At 67.7% G+C, this 15,551-nt stretch carries 13 protein-coding genes and 1 tRNA gene; 6 read left to right on the forward strand and 8 right to left on the reverse strand.

The annotated features are described in order from the left end of the window. Positions 1-52: 52 nt before the first annotated feature. The 4 genes from CKW06_RS20615 to dtd all read right to left on the reverse strand — a co-directional run bounded on the left by CKW06_RS20615 (position 53) and on the right by dtd (position 3,695). The gene (locus CKW06_RS20615) at positions 53-694 is read right to left on the reverse strand and encodes a hypothetical protein (protein WP_024957906.1); all 642 of its coding nucleotides are present in this window, start codon (positions 692-694) and stop codon (positions 53-55) included. A gap of 90 nt (positions 695-784) precedes the next feature. Beyond that, positions 785-860, reverse strand: a tRNA-Ile gene (locus CKW06_RS20620). Between the two features lie 451 nt (positions 861-1,311). Next, positions 1,312-3,165, reverse strand: coding sequence for an RNA polymerase sigma factor RpoD (rpoD, locus tag CKW06_RS20630; RefSeq protein ID WP_005411179.1), 1,854 nt, complete (start codon positions 3,163-3,165; stop codon positions 1,312-1,314). Positions 3,166-3,254: 89 nt separating this feature from the next. Beyond that, entirely contained in the window at positions 3,255-3,695 is a 441-nt protein-coding gene (dtd, locus tag CKW06_RS20635; RefSeq protein ID WP_005411180.1) for a D-aminoacyl-tRNA deacylase, read from the reverse strand. A 61-nt stretch (positions 3,696-3,756) separates the two neighbouring features. Between dtd and CKW06_RS20640 the strand changes: the two genes are divergently transcribed. From CKW06_RS20640 to CKW06_RS20655, 4 genes are all read left to right on the forward strand, one after another. Continuing rightward, a complete protein-coding gene (locus CKW06_RS20640; RefSeq protein ID WP_005411181.1) occupies positions 3,757-4,677 on the forward strand; it encodes a lauroyl acyltransferase in 921 nt (306 codons plus the stop codon). A gap of 65 nt (positions 4,678-4,742) precedes the next feature. Then, entirely contained in the window at positions 4,743-5,879 is a 1,137-nt protein-coding gene (gene ribA / locus CKW06_RS20645; protein WP_024957905.1) for a GTP cyclohydrolase II RibA, read from the forward strand. A 75-nt stretch (positions 5,880-5,954) separates the two neighbouring features. Next, a complete protein-coding gene (locus CKW06_RS20650) occupies positions 5,955-6,455 on the forward strand; it encodes a PH domain-containing protein (protein ID WP_005411183.1) in 501 nt (166 codons plus the stop codon). After that, positions 6,452-7,990 (forward strand): PH domain-containing protein, encoded by a 1,539-nt coding sequence (locus tag CKW06_RS20655; protein WP_024957904.1) that lies wholly within the window; start codon positions 6,452-6,454, stop codon positions 7,988-7,990. The genes CKW06_RS20650 and CKW06_RS20655 overlap by 4 nt, the downstream gene beginning before the upstream one ends. Positions 7,991-8,051: 61 nt before the next feature. Here CKW06_RS20655 and CKW06_RS20660 read toward each other — a convergent pair whose 3' ends face one another. Continuing rightward, on the reverse strand, positions 8,052-9,110 hold the full coding sequence (locus CKW06_RS20660; protein ID WP_024957903.1) for a CDP-glycerol glycerophosphotransferase family protein: 1,059 nt from the start codon (positions 9,108-9,110) through the stop codon (positions 8,052-8,054). Here CKW06_RS20660 and CKW06_RS20665 point away from each other — a divergent pair. Both CKW06_RS20665 and CKW06_RS20670 read left to right on the forward strand, forming a co-directional pair. After that, positions 9,109-9,927, forward strand: a complete 819-nt coding sequence (locus CKW06_RS20665; protein WP_005414597.1) for a glycosyltransferase family 2 protein — start codon at positions 9,109-9,111, stop codon at positions 9,925-9,927. The two genes, CKW06_RS20660 and CKW06_RS20665, sit on opposite strands and share 2 nt — an antisense overlap. Before the next feature lie 43 nt (positions 9,928-9,970). Further along, positions 9,971-11,092, forward strand: coding sequence for a glycosyltransferase family 4 protein (locus CKW06_RS20670; RefSeq protein ID WP_024957902.1), 1,122 nt, complete (start codon positions 9,971-9,973; stop codon positions 11,090-11,092). On the opposite strand, the gene CKW06_RS20675 is transcribed toward CKW06_RS20670, so the two are convergent. The 3 genes from CKW06_RS20675 to rsmB all read right to left on the reverse strand — a co-directional run bounded on the left by CKW06_RS20675 (position 11,065) and on the right by rsmB (position 15,548). Then, positions 11,065-12,339, reverse strand: a complete 1,275-nt coding sequence (locus CKW06_RS20675; RefSeq protein WP_199801545.1) for an O-antigen ligase family protein — start codon at positions 12,337-12,339, stop codon at positions 11,065-11,067. The genes CKW06_RS20670 and CKW06_RS20675 overlap by 28 nt on opposite strands. Before the next feature lie 132 nt (positions 12,340-12,471). Beyond that, a complete protein-coding gene (locus CKW06_RS20680) occupies positions 12,472-14,193 on the reverse strand; it encodes an ArnT family glycosyltransferase (RefSeq protein WP_024957901.1) in 1,722 nt (573 codons plus the stop codon). 23 nt (positions 14,194-14,216) lie between these two features. Further along, the gene (rsmB, locus tag CKW06_RS20685; protein WP_024957900.1) at positions 14,217-15,548 is read right to left on the reverse strand and encodes a 16S rRNA (cytosine(967)-C(5))-methyltransferase RsmB; all 1,332 of its coding nucleotides are present in this window, start codon (positions 15,546-15,548) and stop codon (positions 14,217-14,219) included. Between the last annotated feature and the right edge of the window lie 3 nt (positions 15,549-15,551).

The following is a 15,551-nucleotide window of genomic DNA, read 5'->3' on the forward strand; positions in this document are numbered from 1 at the left end:
GGCACAGAGTGCGGTGATCGACGGTGCTGCGCCTTCGCCTGCCGAGCAGGCCTCAGCCCGGAGGGTCCGGCAAGCGGATTCCCTGCGCCGAAACAAAGGCGCGGGACTCGCTCCAATAGGCCTGTGGCGGTTCCCGCAACTCTGGTCGCGCCCAGTAATCGTCGCCATGCAATTCGCTCATCACATGACGCCAGCCATCACGCGGATCATGAACCTGAAATCGACCGCGATGATGGCGCGGATGATATGCGTAGTGGCCGAGCGCCTCCTGGCGCGCTTCATCCGGCGAACGACCTGTCTGATGGACCAGCGTCCATGCACGCATGTGGCGCGCATGCGCGAGCGCGCCAAGGTACTCGTCCTCATCCAGCAGTGGGACCCGCTCACCGCGGGCCAGGCACAGTGCGTCCGATTCGGCTTCATAGTCCAGCGATGGCTGCGCCAGTTCCGGGCGCCGGTGCCAATAACCTTCCCCTTCCACCTGCAGCATCGCCCAATGCCAGGGCTCGTCGTGGAAGATCAGCGCGTGCTCGTAATCGCGGCCGGGGCTCTGGTCGGGATAGCGTTGGCGTGCCTGTTCAAGTGCCAGCGCCTCGGGCACCTGTCCATAGTGGACCAGGCACCAGGCAAACAGGTGCCGGCTGTCTTCGATTTCGTTGGTGAAGTCTTCCACCGGCGTATCGGTGCTGGCCATGGTCGATCCCTGTGTGCGGATCAGATGGTACCGACGCTGCAGGTCGCGCTGGGGAGCGATGAGACCTGCGACCGGTCAGGCGAGGTCGGTTGGTGGGCCCACCAGGATTCGAACCTGGAACCAAGGGATTATGAGTCCCCTGCTCTAACCGTTGAGCTATAGGCCCGGCGCAGCGTCACAGTGTAGTGGAGGCCGCGCTCGATCGGCTACCCGGCAGCAGCAAGAGCCTCAGCCACATGCCCCAACCGCGTCTCCGCCACGTCCGCAAACCACACCTGCCGCCGCAGGTGCGCGTGGAACAGCGCCACAGTCCTCCTGGTCTCTTCCAGCCCCTTCTGGTTGTCGCCGCCGAAGCCAGCAAATAATCCAGCACCAGACTGCGTCAGCAACGCCAGCGTCGCTCTTCGGGCGAATCCCAGTGAATCCTCGCGCTCGCTCGTCGCGCATCACATCTTCCCAATCCAATAGCGGCGCAAACGCGCAGCCGTTGAGAAGACCTGCTGGATACGTCATCGCAAACAGCAGCTGGCTCGGCTCTACAGAAAGCACACACACCCCAAAAAGAAAAACCCCGCACCAGGCGGGGTTTCTCTCAACGCTTCAACAGCCGCTGGAAATCAATCGATATCCAGGAAGCTGCGCAGCTGCTCCGAGCGGCTCGGGTGACGCAGCTTGCGCAGGGCCTTCGCTTCGATCTGGCGGATGCGCTCGCGGGTCACGTCGAACTGCTTGCCGACCTCTTCCAGCGTGTGGTCGGTGTTCATGTCGATGCCGAAGCGCATGCGCAGCACCTTGGCTTCCCTCGGGGTGAGGCCGGCCAGCACGTCGCGCACGGTTTCAGACAGATTGATGTTGGTGGTGTTCTCGATCGGGGACTCCACGTTGGTGTCCTCGATGAAGTCGCCCAGATGGGAATCCTCGTCGTCGCCGATCGGGGTTTCCATCGAGATCGGCTCCTTGGCGATCTTCATCACCTTGCGGATCTTGTCTTCCGGCATGTCCATTTCCTTGGCCAGCTCCTCCGGCGTAGCCTCGCGGCCGTACTGCTGGAGCATCTGGCGGGAAATGCGGTTCAACTTGTTGATCGTCTCGATCATGTGCACCGGAATACGGATGGTGCGCGCCTGGTCGGCGATCGAGCGGGTGATCGCCTGGCGGATCCACCAGGTGGCGTAGGTCGAGAACTTGTAACCGCGGCGGTACTCGAACTTGTCCACGGCCTTCATCAGGCCGATGTTGCCTTCCTGGATCAGGTCGAGGAACTGCAGGCCACGGTTGGTGTACTTCTTGGCGATGGAGATGACCAGGCGCAGGTTGGCCTCGACCATTTCCTTCTTGGCCTTGCGCGCCTTGGCTTCACCGTAGGCCATGGCACGGCTGATTTCCTTCAGCTCTTCCAGGTCCAGCTGGGTCAGCGTCTCGATGTCGATCGTCGCCTGCTGTTCGGCAATGATCTGGTCCTTCACTTCGCGCAGCGCCGAGGACCACTTCTGCTTGCGCTTCAGTGCGTCTTCCACCCACTCCAGGTTGGTCTGGTTGCCTTCCCAGGAACGGATGAAGTCCTTGCGCGGCATGCGGGCGGTAACGGTAGCCAGGTTCAGCACGCGGCGCTCATGGGCCTTGATCGATGCCATGGTGTCGCGCAGCTGCTTGGTCAGCACGTCGGTCAGCGGCAGCGGCAGCTTCAGGGTGACGAACACCGCCGACATTTCCTCGCGCAGGCGCGGCAGGTTCTTCTTGTCGCCCTTGGTCGCGGCCTTCTTGAAGGCGTTGAAGGCATCGCTCAGCGCCTGCATGCGCGCGGCGACTTCCTCCGGATCCGGACCGGTCGGTGCGGCTTCTTCATCGCCACCGTCGACATCGTCGTCCTCGTCCTCGTCGCCTTCGGCGTCCGCATCGGCGCTGTCATCGGCAGCGACCGCCGGCGGCGCCGGCTCTTCGTCGACCAGGTCGTTGAAGCCGACGATCACTTCGGCCAGGCGCTTCTTGCCTTCCTTGTGGGCTTCGTAGTCGTTCAGCAGCGACTCGACCGAAACCGGGAACTGGCCCAGGGCCGCCTGGACCTGCGAAAGGCCTTCCTCGATGCGCTTGGCGATGGCGATTTCGCCTTCGCGGGTCAGCAGCTCGACGGTGCCCATTTCGCGCATGTACATGCGCACCGGGTCGGTGGTACGGCCACCTTCGGTGTCGAGCGCGCTCAGCGCAGCGGCAGCTTCTTCAGCCGCGGTGTCATCGACTTCGCGGTTGCCGGTGTTGCCATCGTTGAGAAGCAGGGTTTCCACATCCGGCGCAACTTCATGGACATCGATGCCCATGCCGTTGATCATGCCGATGATGTCTTCGATCTGTTCCGGGTCGACCATGTCGTCCGGCAGATGGTCATTGACTTCGGCGTAGGTCAGGTAGCCCTGTTCCAGGCCCTTGCTGATCAGTTGCTTGATTTCGGATTGGGCAGGACGTTCGTTGGCCATGTAGTGCTCGCGCCACCGGCAGGGAGAAATAGGGAACGTAGCATTATACCAGCCCGGGGCCCTGCCTGCCGGGCGGTGGTCCCGCAGGCTCAGGGCCGGAGAAGGAAGGTCACGGGACCGTCATTGACCAGGCTGACGACCATATGGGCACCAAATCGGCCCGTTTCCACCCCTGGCGCGTGATTTTCACGACAGATCTCGACAAAACGGTTGAACCCGCGTTCAGCCTCTTCCGGCGGCGCGGCCGTGGTGAAGCTCGGCCGCATGCCCGAACGGGTGTCGGCGGCCAGGGTGAACTGGCTGACCAGCAGCAGGCCGCCGCCCGTATCGCGCAGCGAGCGGTTCATCTTCCCGGCCTCGTCGGCGAATACCCGGTAGCCCAGCAGGCGCTCGGCCATCCGCCGCAACTGGGCCTCGGTATCGCCCGGCTCCATGCCGACCAGGGCCAACAGGCCAGGGCCGATCTGCCCCACGGCCTCATCGTCGACATGGACGGCGGCCTGGCTGACACGCTGGATCAGGACGAGCATCGTGGGCTTCCAATGAACAGGGCCGGCCACGATAGCAGCGCCCTTGGCTAAACTGGCGCCGATGAATCCGCAACGCAAAGCCCGGCTGGTCTACCGCGCCACCACCCTGTTCGCCCGCCTGCCCTGGCCGCTGCTGCGGGCATTCGCGCGCGCCCTGGCGTGGGCATGGATCGCCCTCAATGCCCGTGAGAGCCGCGTCACCCGGCGCAACCTGGAACTGGCCTACCCGGAACTGGATGGCGCCGCGCGCGACCGCCTGCACCGTGATCTGCTGCGCTCCACCGCGCTGCAGGCCATCGAAACCCTGCGGCTGTGGAGCCAGGCGCCGGCCGACAACCTGCGCCTGCACCTGAAGCAGCGCCATGGCGAGGCCCTGTACGACGCCGCCCTGGCCAGCGGCAAGGGCGTGATCGTGGCCGCGCCGCACTTCGGCAACTGGGAGCTGCTGAACCAGTGGCTGGCCTCGCGCGGGCAGATCGCCATCGTCTACAAGCCGCCGGAGGACGAGGCCAGCGATGCCTTCCTGCAGCTGGTGCGCGGCGGCCAGAACGTACAGCAGGTGCGCGCCGAAGGCCCGGCCGTGCGCCAGCTGTTCAAGGTGCTCAAGGACGGCGGCGCCACCGGCATCCTGCCCGACCAGCAACCCAAGGCCGGCGATGGCGTGTTCGTGCCGTTCTTCGGCGTGCAGGCGCTGACCATGACCCTGGTCAACCGGCTGGCCGAACGCACGGGTGCCACCGTGCTCTATGGCTGGTGCGAACGCATCGGGCCGGACATGGAGTTCGCGCTGCACATCGAGCCGACCGACCCGGCCGTGGCCGATCCGGACCCGCTGGTGGCGGCCACCGCCCTCAACGCCGGTATCGAACGCATCGCCCGCCGCGACCCGGCGCAGTACCAGTGGACCTACAAGCGCTATACGCTGCGGCCACCGGGCAGTAGCGAGGAAGACCCGTACGCAACTGAGGAACACCCCCACTGACGGCCGCCTGCGACCACTGGCCGCACCACGTTGAATACGACGCCGGCGCCCCCATAGAGACTGCGATGTCCGCCTCCCCCGGTCCTGCCATGCCTGCTGCTTCTTCCCTGTTCGGCGATCCGGCCGCGATCCGCTGCGAACGCGCGGTGGCCGAACTGCGCGCCGGTCGCCCGGTGCTGCTCCACGATGGCCAGGGCCAGCGCCTGGCGGTGATCGCGCTGGACAGCGCCACGACCAGCAGCTTCGCCGCCTTCGCCGCTGCCGCCCGCGAGCGCCATTACCTGTTCCTGACCGCCACCCGCGCCCGCGTGCTCGGCGTGGAGGCACCACAGGGCGCGCGCCTGCCGCTGAGCGGCGTGGCCTTCGAGGCTCTGCCCTCGCTGGGCTACCTGCGCGAACCCGGGCCGATGCCCGAAAGCTGGAGCGCCGGCGACGCCTTCGATGCCGGCGCGGTGGAGCTTGCCCGCCTGGGTCTGCTGCTGCCGGCCATGGTGGCGGTGCGCCTGGACCTCGATGACCACACTTTCGACGGTGCGGCCGAGGTGGCCCTGTGCGACCTGGCCGAAGGCGCAGCACATGCGGCCCACGACTACGAACTGGTGGCGCGTTCGCCGGTTCCGCTGCGCGACGTCGGCATGACCACCTTTGCAGTCTTCCGCGGCGGCGTGGCGCAGCGCGACCAGGTCGCGATCATCGTCGGCGAGCCGGACCTGTCGGCAGTGGTGCCGGTACGCGTGCATTCTTCGTGCCTGACCGGCGATCTGTTCGGTTCACTCAAGTGCGACTGCGGCGACCAGCTGCGGCGTGGCCTGCGCAAGCTGAAGGACCTGGGCGGTGGCGTGCTGCTGTACCTGGACCAGGAAGGCCGCGGCACCGGTATCGCCGCCAAGATGCGCGCCTATGGCTACCAGCACGACGGCCTGGATACCATCGACGCCGATGCGCAGCTGGGCTTCGGTGCCGACGAGCGGCGCTACGGCAGCGCGGTGGCGATGCTGCGTGGCCTGGGCATTTCGCGCGTGGCGCTGCTCAGCAACAACCCGACCAAGGCACAGCGCCTGCGCAATGCTGGCATCGAAGTGCTGGACTGCATTCCGGTCACCGGCGAGATCACTGCCGAGAACGAGAACTACCTGCGCACCAAGGCCGACCGTGCCGGCCACCTGCTGGATGTCGATGCGCTGATCCAGTCTGCCCAGTAACGCAGCCGACCTGCTACCGTCTGCGCGGTGCGGCCACGGCCGCTACCGCCCGCCCTGCTGCCTGACGGAGCCCGCGTGACCGACGCCACGATTCCTGCACCACCCGCCACCGACTGGCAGTCACTGCCGCAACGCGCAGCCCGCCTGGCCGCACTGGAAGGTGCCTTTGGCGGCCTGTTCGTCCCGGGCCTGCCACTGGCGGCGGCGGCGTGGTTCTTCGATCTGCCCGGTGGCCTGTGGACCGCTGCAGCCGGGCTGCTGATGGGTGTGGCTTTTGGTGCGTGGCTGGGCCGTCGACGCCTGGTCCGCACCCGTTGGCGGCTGGACGCACAGGGCCTCGGCCTGCGCCGCGACCTCATGTGGCAGCTGGAGACGCGCATCCCGCTTTCGCGAGTGCAGCATCTCGATCTGCGCCGGGGCCCGCTGGAGCGCCGTGCCGGCCTGGCCACGCTGATCGTGCACACCGCCGGCACCCGCATGAGCGCGGTGACCGTGAGCGGCCTGGACGAGGCGGATGCCGAGCGCCTGCGCGACACCCTGTCCCACCAGCTCGACCAGGACGCCGACGCCCTGTGAGCCTGCCGCCGCCCCTGCCTGCACCGCCGCCCACCGGTACCGAGGACCACCGCCTGCACCCGTGGTCGTGGCTGTTCGTGCTGCTGATGCAGCTGCGCCACTACTTCCTGCCACTGGTCGCGCTGCTGGTGTTCGGCCAGCGCGGCGACCGCGATCCGATGTGGGCGCAGCTGATTCCGCTGACGGCAATTGCCGCCCTGGTCCTGGTGTCGGTGATGCAGTACCTCAGCTACCGCTACCGCATCGGCAGCGATGCGATCACCGTGCGCAGTGGCCTGTTGGCGCGCAACCGCCGCGAGATCCCGTTCGCCCGCATCCACAACGTGGAAGTGCGGCAGAACCCGCTGCACCGCCTGTTCGGGGTGGCCGAGCTGCGCCTGGAATCGGCCGGCGGTGTGTGCCCTGAAGCGGAGATGCGGGTACTGAAGCTGGACCAGGCACTGGCGCTGGAACGGCTGGTCCGCCAGCGCGGGCAGGCGCCGCAGGCCAACGACGCCGTCGATGCACCGCCCATTGCCGACGTCGACAGCGAACGCGTACTGCTGCGACTGTCCAGCTGGGACGTGGTGCGCATGGGACTGCTCTCCAACCGCGGCTGGGCACTGGCAGTGGCCGCGTTCGGCGTCCTGTTCCAGACCGTGCCGCGGCCGGTGATGGACGACGCCATCCAGCGCGGCGGCCGCGAGGCCTTCGGCTATGCCAGCCACCTGCATCCCGGCGTGACCGGCGCGTTGCTGCTGGCGGCGGCGGCCCTGCTGCTGGGCTGGCTGGCGCTGCGCGTGCTGTCAGTGGTGCTGACCCTGTTGCGTTACCACGGCTTCACCCTCGTCGAGCAGGACCGCCGCCTGACGGTGTCGGCCGGGATGCTCAGCCGCACCCGCAGCAGCGTGGCACGTCGCCGCATCCAGGCCTGGACGCTGCGCGAAGGCACCCTGCAGCGCTGGTTCGGGCTGCGCCAGCTGCGCATCGACAGTGCCGCCGGTGGCCCTTCGCGTGATGAGGACCGCGCCCTGCGCGAACTGGCGCCGCTGGCAACCCGCGAGCATTGCACGCAACTGGTGCAGCACCTGCTCCCCCAGCTGCACTGGCCACCGGCGCAATGGCAGTCCATCCCGCAGCGTGGCTGGTGGCGGCTGTGCCTGGGCGCGCTGCTGCTGGTGCCGCTGCTGGCCGCCGCCGCGTACTGGCGCTGGGGTCCGTGGGGCCTGGTCGTGCTGGCCTGGCTGCCGGTCGCGTTGTTGGTCGCACACCGGCAGATGGCACGCATGGGCTGGTATCTGGACGAGCACTATGTGGCCGTGCGCGGCGGCTGGTGGAAACGCTGGTGGCGCTGGGCCGAGCTGGACAAGGTGCAGGGCCTGCGCCTGCAGCGTTCACCGCTGGACAAGGTGCTGGGCACCAGCAGCCTGCAACTGGACACCGCCGGTGCGCATGGCGACGTGGCACTCACCCTGCACCATCTGCCGCAGGCACAGGCACAGCAGGCGATGGATCAACTGGCGGCCGCGCTGGCGCGGCGCAAACTGCGCTGGTGATGCGGGGTCGGATCCCGGCCTGAATCAGGTAGTGCCGGCCGCGAGCAGGGTCAGCGAGGCATCATCGCTGCGAGGGGCCCCAATAGCCCAGGTCCCTTCGGATCTGCAGATCGCGCACCCAGCTGCCGAGAGGCTTGCGGCGCAGCGCACCCATTTCACCGGACAGGAAATCCTCGGTGGCCGCGATTACCCGCTCGCTGGACAGGCCGTCGCGGTACGGATGGATGGCATCGGCGTAACGCACGATTTCCGCCTGCAGCGCGGCGTCCGGATGCAGCGCGCGCTGCAGCATCGCCGGCAGCTGTGCCGGGTCGTCGAAATCAATCATGTGCGGCTTCGGCACGCGGTTGCGGAAGGTCACCACCGGCTTGTGCTGGACGATGAACTCCGAAACGATCGACGAGGTGTCCGACACCAGCACATCGGCGGCGCGCTGCGCGGCCATCACCTGCTCCGGCTCGATGAAGCGGGCATTGGCACCGGCCAGCGCGCGGTAGCGCTCGAACAGTTCCGGCGGACATTTGGGATGCAGGGTCAGCAGCCAGTAACGTCCACCGGCAGCGATATCGGCGGCGATCTGCGCATGCAGGTGCGGTGCCGCACTCAGCCGCTCGGTGAAGGTGGAACCAAACAGGATCGCCGGGCGATCGCCGGCCGGCGCACGCAGTGCCGCGCTCTCGCCACCGTCATCGCGGAACAGCGGGTCCAGCTTCGGCCAGCCGGTCTCGGCCACCGCGAAGTGGCCCTGCTGGGCCGCGATCTCGCGGAACGGTGTCGTGGTGGCCGGCCCCTGCGTGCAGTACAGGTCGAACATGCCGCGCACCCGGAAGTGGCCGCGCGCGCTGTCGCGCTTTTCCACATTGAAGCCATGGAACAGCTGCACCTTGGCCCCCGAAAGGAAGGTCGGCACCCAGTTGGCCGCGCTGAACACCGCCCGCGGGCGCATTGCCAGGGCCTGCTTCAGGCCGACTTTGGCCACCCCCGGCAGGCTGCTGCCGGCCGCGCCGCCTTCGAACCAGGCCGCAACCTCCTGCCCGGACGCGTGCAACGCCTGCGCCAACGGGGCGAGAATAGGCAGCGCATAGCGCTCCGTCGCAAACAACAGGTACCCGGCCATCATGTCCTCCACGACCGCTCCCATCGAACGGCCTCGCATCTCGGCGTGCATTATCGCGTTCAACGAGGCCGGGCGCATCGGCGACTGCCTGGCCTCGCTGGCCTTCTGCGATGAGATCGTGGTGGTGGACTCGCAGTCCACCGATGCGACCGTGGCCATCGCCGAGGCTGCCGGTGCCCGCGTGCTGCAGCGTCGGTTCGAGGGCTTCCGCAGCCAGAAGGCGTTCTGCGTCGAGCAGGCCAGCCACGACTGGGTACTATGCCTGGATGCCGACGAGCGCATCAGCCCCGAGCTGCGTGCGGCCATCGAACAGGCCCGTGACGGCGGCTTCGCCGGCCACGCCGGCTACCGCTTCGCCCGCCTGTCCGAATACTTTGGCAGGTTCCTGCGCCACGGCAATGCCTACCCGGACCGGGTGATGCGCCTGTTCGACCGCCGCCAGGGCGGCTGGCGCGGCAAGCGCGAGATCCACGAGGCGGCCAGCGTCGATGGCAGCGTCGGCACCCTGCGCGGCGATCTCATCCACTATCCCTATCGATCGTTGCAGCAGCAGCTGGCCAAGACCGAGAAGTACGCGCGGATGATGGCCGAGCACGAGTTCGCGCGTGGCAAGCGCGCCACGCTGGGCAAGCTGGTGCTGGCGCCGGCTTGGCGGTTCTGGCGTGGCTTCCTGTTCCGCGGCGGCTTCCGCGACGGCTGGCACGGCCTGGTCTATGCCTATGTGCGTGCCAACTACGTACGGCAGAAGACCATCATGCTGTGGATGCTGGGCAACGGCCAGGCGGTGGCCGATCCTCCAGCCCCTGTGGAACGGCCCTGAGCCGGCTGTGTCACACTTGCTGCGCGTTGCCTGAAGATCCCCCATGAAAATCCTGTACACCAACTTCCACTATGGCGACGGTGGCGGCCACACCACGTACATCGTGTCCCTGGCGCGCGCCCTGCATGGCCAGCACACGCTCCATGTCGCAGCCCCCGCCGACAGCCGCCTGCTGCGCACGGTGGCCGAGGAAGGGATCGCCACCCCGCTGCCGATGGCCTTTGGCAGCGGCCTGCCGACCTTGCCACGACAACTGGCCGAACAGCATGCGCTGCGCCGGCTGGTGCGGGACGAGGGCATCGACCTGGTCCACGTCAACGGTGCTCGTGATCACCGCTTCGTGATGCAGGGACTGCTCGGCATGCGCCGCCCGCCGATCATCCTGACCAAGCACAACAGCAAGCCCACCCGTACGCTTGGCAATGCCTTCAGGGCCCGCTGGGCCACCGATCGCGTGATTGCGGTTTCGGCACACACCGGGCGTCTGCTGGAGCAGGGCCCGTACCGGCGCTGCCCGATCGATGTGGTCCGCAACGGCGTCGACCTGGACCGCTTCGCGCCGCTGCCGGCCGACGCCGGCCAGGCAATGCGGCAGCAATGGACGCAGGATCCGGATGCGCTGCTGCTGGTCAGCAACGCCGGCACCGATGACTACAAGGGCTGGATCGACCTTGCGCAGGCCATTGCCCTGCTCCCCGACGCGATCCGGCCGCACGTACACATGGCGGTCGCAGGTCACCTGCCCAACGCGCAGCAACGCGCGCAGGTGCAGGCCCTCGGTGATGTCGCCACGCAGGTCCACTTCACCGGACTGCTGGCCGATACGCGCCCACTGATCGCCGCCGGCGACGTCGGCTTCGTGCTGTCCAACGACATCGAAACAATTTCCTTCGCCTGCCGCGAAATGATGGCCAGCGCCAGGCCGATGCTGGTCAGCGACTACGCGGGGCTGCCGGAAAACATCGAGCAGGGAGTCGACGGCTGGGTCGTGCCCACCCGCAACGTGGCCGCCATTGCCGCACAGGTGCAGGCGATGTATGAACAACGCCAGGCGCTGCCGGCGATGGGCATGGCCGCCCGCTGCCATGCAGAGCGTGAGTTCGGCCTGCAGACCTTCGCCGGGGCGACCCTGGCCAGCTACGAAGCGGTGCTGGCCTCAGCCTGATCTGACCGGCGCGGCTCGGACAGGGCCAGCAGCAGGGCAACCCAGGCGGCATAGAACGAGGCGGTCCGCATGTCACGCAGCATCATTTCGGTAACCCCGAAGACGGCGAATGCCACGCAGATGCTCAACCCTGCCGCGGCATGCAACCGCGACCGTTCGTCGCCACGCCACAGGCGTGGCACGAACACCAGCGCCGGGGCCACGTACACCAGCACCAGGCCAAGCCCCCCCAGCACGCCGTAGGTGGCCAGGAAATACAGCAGGTCGTTGTGGGTCTCGCCGAAATCACGCGCGACCATCGCCGACACCTTTCCCTGTCCGGCAAGTCGTTCCAGCTCCTGGCGGAAGCGGTCACCACCACCGACACCGAACACCGGCTGCTCGCGGATCATGTAGCCAGCCGCGGTCCACAACTGAAGGCGGATGCAGACCGAGGTATCTGCCAGGTGGTCGGCACTGCAATCGCCATACTCGCTCACGCCCGCATCGATGCGATCGCGCAACGCACCATCATGGGTGGCGACGATGCCGACGCCGGCCGCGAGTACCAGGCCCAGCAGGATCTTCATCCGGCCAAGCCGACGCCCCATCACCAGCAGGCCGATCAGCAGGAAGCAGGGAATCGCCAGCAGGCCACCGCGGGTCTGCGTCCACAGGAATGCGACCAGGCCAAGGATGCCGGTCAGCAGCTTCAGCGTGGCTTCGATGCGGGTGAAACGGGTCACCGGCAGGCCCAGCGACATCAGGCTCAGCACACCGAACAACAGGGTCAGGTCGCCATAGGTCACCGCATTGAACTGCTGGGTGGCAGGCCGCACGCCGGTCTCCAGCGCCAACCAGCCAATGATGGCTGCTGCCGACCACACCGCGGGCAGGGTGCCAAGCATCGCCCGCGCAAGGATCCTGCGCGGCACCCGCAGCGCGGCGAACAGGATCAGCAGCATCGACAACAGGCGTGCGGCCTTTTCGACCTCCGATCCCTTCCAGATGCCATGCACGCCCAGGCTGATCAGCACGCCGACCAGCATCACGCCCATGCCGATGCCCATCCACGCATAGCGCCGGGCGGAACCGGGCAGCAGGCGCGGAGCGGCCGAGGGCACCAGCAGCAGGACGATCGACAGCAGGATCGCCAGGTAGAACCCCGCGCTGCCGCCCTCCATCGTGATCATCAGCAGCGTTGGCAACGCCCCCAGCACCACGGCGTAGGCGCCGGCCAGGAAGCCCGTCGTGCGGGAAGTAGGCAAGGAAAGCGGAGTCACGTGGTGCGGTCGGCAGGTCGATGGCGATAGACCGGCACGGTGCCGGGAGCGGCCCTCATTCTAGGACAGAGCAGGCCGCTGGTTGACGCAGACTGGCCATGTCCGTCGCTCATTCGTTCAGTCCGCATCCGGTGGCCCCTGCAGCCGGTACTCGCGCTCGAGCTCCTTCAGGTCAGGCACGCAGGCCCCGGACACCGCCCCGGCGGGAACCAGCCACCAGCGACGGCGGTTGGATATGCCGGCCATCTGCGCCTGCGAACGATCAATGCACTCCTGCATGGCATCGTCATTCACCAGCAACCAGCGATGCCGGGGGGACAAGCGCTGCCAGCGCACGGCCGCCTGCAGCTGTTCATGCCAGCGGTTCTCGAATCCAAAGGTCGCCGCGCGGCGGTCCGCCATCAGCAGATTCTGTTCCTTCCAGGCCACCAGCCCCAGTTCCGCGCCTGGCCCGAGACGGGCGCCGACGTCACGCATCAGACCACGCGCAGAGCTTGAATCATTCAGCAACGGGTAGCCGAACAGGCCGTAAAGCACCCAGGCCACGGCCAGGGTCGATAGCAGCGCCAGATGGCTTCGACGCCAGCCGGTCACCACCAGGCTCAAGCCACCCCAGAGCCCCATCGCCAGGATCGTCCACGCCAATGCATCGGTCGCGCCGGGCGGCAATCCGCGTCCATGGGCAAGGTTCACCTCGAAGCGCGGATCACCCAGCAACGCGAGCGCCCCGACCAGGCTCAAGCCCAGTGCCAGCAACGCGGCAAACCCTCCCAGCACGCGCTGCACATCGCGCCGCTTCAGCAGCCCGGGCAGCAGCGGCGCCAGCGCCAGGCAGAACATCGGCAGCGCCGGCAGGATGTAGACATCACGCTTGCCCTGGGGAATCGAGAAGAACAGCACGACCAGCAACCACCACGCCAGCGGCAGCAGGTAGCGTGGATCGCGGCGGCACAGGCGCCGCCGCCACGCCGGAAGCGCCCACGGCAGCAGCAGGAACGCGGGTATCCACATCGTTGGCATGACACCGAAGAAGTACCACCACGGCTGGTGATGGTCCCAGGACTGCGTGTAGCGGCGGGCCGTCTGCCGCACCAGGATGTCGTTGATGTAGCCGCGGTACTCGTCCGATCCGGTGCCCAGCGCGGCCAGCAGCATCGGCGCCAGCCACAGCGATATCGCCAGCAGGAAGGCCAGCGGTGCCAGCCAGAAGCGGCCATCGCGTGCGTGCAGGGAAACACGGGGCCACTGCAGGGCTGCAGCGATGGCCGCCGGCACGATCATCAGCAGCGCCAGCATGCCCACGCCCTTGGTGATCACCCCGATACCGGCAAAGAACCAGCCCAGCCACCACCAGCGCCAGGCCGGGCCCAGCAGCAGGTGGCGCAGCAGGCCATAGTTGGCCAGGGTGATGAACAGCACCAGCAGCGGATCGATCTGCGCCTTCTTCGCCTGGAAGGTGAACTGCAGCGCGAACAGCAGTGCCCACCCCGCGCAGAGCCCGACCTGCCGCGTCCACAGCCGGCGCCCCAGATCGACCACGCACCACAGCGTGCCCAATGCGGCCAGCAGCGAGGGCAGCAGGAAGGCCACGCGCCAGTGGCCAACCAGGCCATACAGCGAGGCCTGCCACCACATCAGCATCGGCGGCTTGTCCGAATACAGCTCGGTACCGCGATGCGGGAACAACCAGTAACCGCTGTCGACCATCTGCCTGGCCACCAGCGCGAAGCGTGGTTCGTCAGAGGGCCACGGATCGCGGACACCGAGCCCGGCCCCCAGCACCAGCAGGGCCACCACCACGAACAACCACGTCTGGCGCGACGCGTGGGTCTTCAGCATGGGACTCGAAACGGCAGCGGGGGTCAGGCTGCTTTTATCAGACGCGCGTAGAAGAAACCGTCAGCATCGTTGTCACCAGGCAGTCGCTGGCGTGCCACGCCTTCGCAATCCACGCCGAACGCATCGCCCAGCGGCTGCGCCACCGCGTCCGGATGCCACTTCAGGAACGCACGCACCTGATCGATGTTCTCGGCGCGCAGGATCGAACAGGTGGCGTACAGCAGCACGCCGCCCGGGCGCAGCATCGACCAGCAGGCTTCCAGCAGGCGCGCCTGCACGCCCACCAGTGCATCGACGTCCTCGGCGCGACGGTGGAACATCACATCCGGCTGGCGGCGGATCACGCCCGTGGCCGAACATGGCGCATCCAGCAGGATCGCATCGAACGGCACGCCGTCCCACCACGACCCGGGATCGCTGGCATCGGCGACCCGGGTCTGCGCATGCTCGCCCACACCGGTGCGGGTGTAAGTGTCACGTGCACGGGCCAGACGGCGCGCGTCGATATCCAGCGCCAGCAGGCGCAGGCTCGGGTCACGCTCCAGCAGATGCGCCGATTTGCCGCCGGGTGCCGCGCAGGCATCCAGCACGCGGGCACCGGTCGCGGGTGCCAGCGCATCGGCCGCGCATTGCGCCGACAGGTCCTGCACCGACAGTGCACCATCGCCGAAGCCCGGCAGCTGGTTCACGGCAACGGGGGTCGCCAGGCGCAACGCATCGGCGCACAGTGCAGTGGCTTCAGCGGCAATGCCGGCCTCGGCCAGCGTCGCCAGGGCCTTGTCGCGACCGCCGTGCTGGCGGTTGGCACGCAGCCACAAGGGCGCGGGTTGCAGGCTGGCGCTGAAGATCGCTTCGGCCTGCGCCGGCCAGTCGCGTTCGATCGCATCAGCCAACCATTCCGGGAAGGCGTCGCGCGCAGGCTGCTCGGGGAACCCCTCGCGCTGGGCGCGGCGCAGGATCGCGTTGACCAGGCCTGCCTGGCGCTCACGGCCCAGCGCGCGCGCCGCATCGACCGTAGCCGAAAGCGCTGCGTGCGCAGGCAGTTCGAGCACGTCCAGCTGGGCGAAACCGACCATCAGCAGCGTGCGCAGGTCGGCATCGCGCGCCGACAGCGGCTTCTGCATCCAGGCCTGCAAGGCCGCGTCATAGGTGCTGCGACGGCGCAGCACAGCGAAACACAGGGCTTCCAGCAGCGCGCGGTCGCGGCTGTCGGCCAGCTTCGGCAGCGCCCAGGCCAGTTCGGCCTTCAGCGAACGGCCACGGGTGAACACCTGTGCCAGCACGCGTGCGGCCAGCATGCGCGTGGCCGCGCCCGGTGCCGCCTTGGCGACGGAGAAATCGTTCTGCTTGGACACCGC

The organism is Stenotrophomonas maltophilia, assembly GCF_900186865.1.
GTDB lineage: Bacteria > Pseudomonadota > Gammaproteobacteria > Xanthomonadales > Xanthomonadaceae > Stenotrophomonas > Stenotrophomonas maltophilia.